At 57.1% G+C, this 350-nt stretch carries 1 protein-coding gene; it reads right to left on the minus strand.

The annotated features are described in order from the left end of the window. The coding region (gene tnpA / locus DW029_RS03895; protein ID WP_118345381.1) for an IS200/IS605 family transposase at positions 1-344 on the minus strand (344 nt) is incomplete at its 3' end. Positions 345-350: the final 6 nt, after the last annotated feature.

Raw genomic sequence — 350 nt, forward strand, 5'->3', positions numbered from 1 at the left:
GTGGACACGTAGTAGCCCTCCGCCCAGAACTTCCTGTTGCCGAACTTGTACTTGAGGTTGGCGTGCCTGTCGAATATCATCAGCGAGCTCTTCCCCTTCAGGTAGCCCATGACGCTCGCGACGCTGTACTTCGGCGGGATCGCCAGCAGCACGTGCACGTGGTCGGGCATCAGGTGCCCCTCGATTATCTCGATCCCCTTGTACTCGCACAGCTTCCTGAGGATCTCCCCTATGTCGCTCCTGATTTGGTTGTAGATCACTTTGCGCCTATACTTCGGCGTGAACACGATGTGGTACTTGCACATCCACTTCGTGTGGGAAAGGCTGTAGGCCTTCTGGGCCATGGCGAC

The sequence above is a fragment of the Collinsella sp. AF38-3AC genome, from assembly GCF_003474365.1.
Classification (GTDB): domain Bacteria; phylum Actinomycetota; class Coriobacteriia; order Coriobacteriales; family Coriobacteriaceae; genus Collinsella.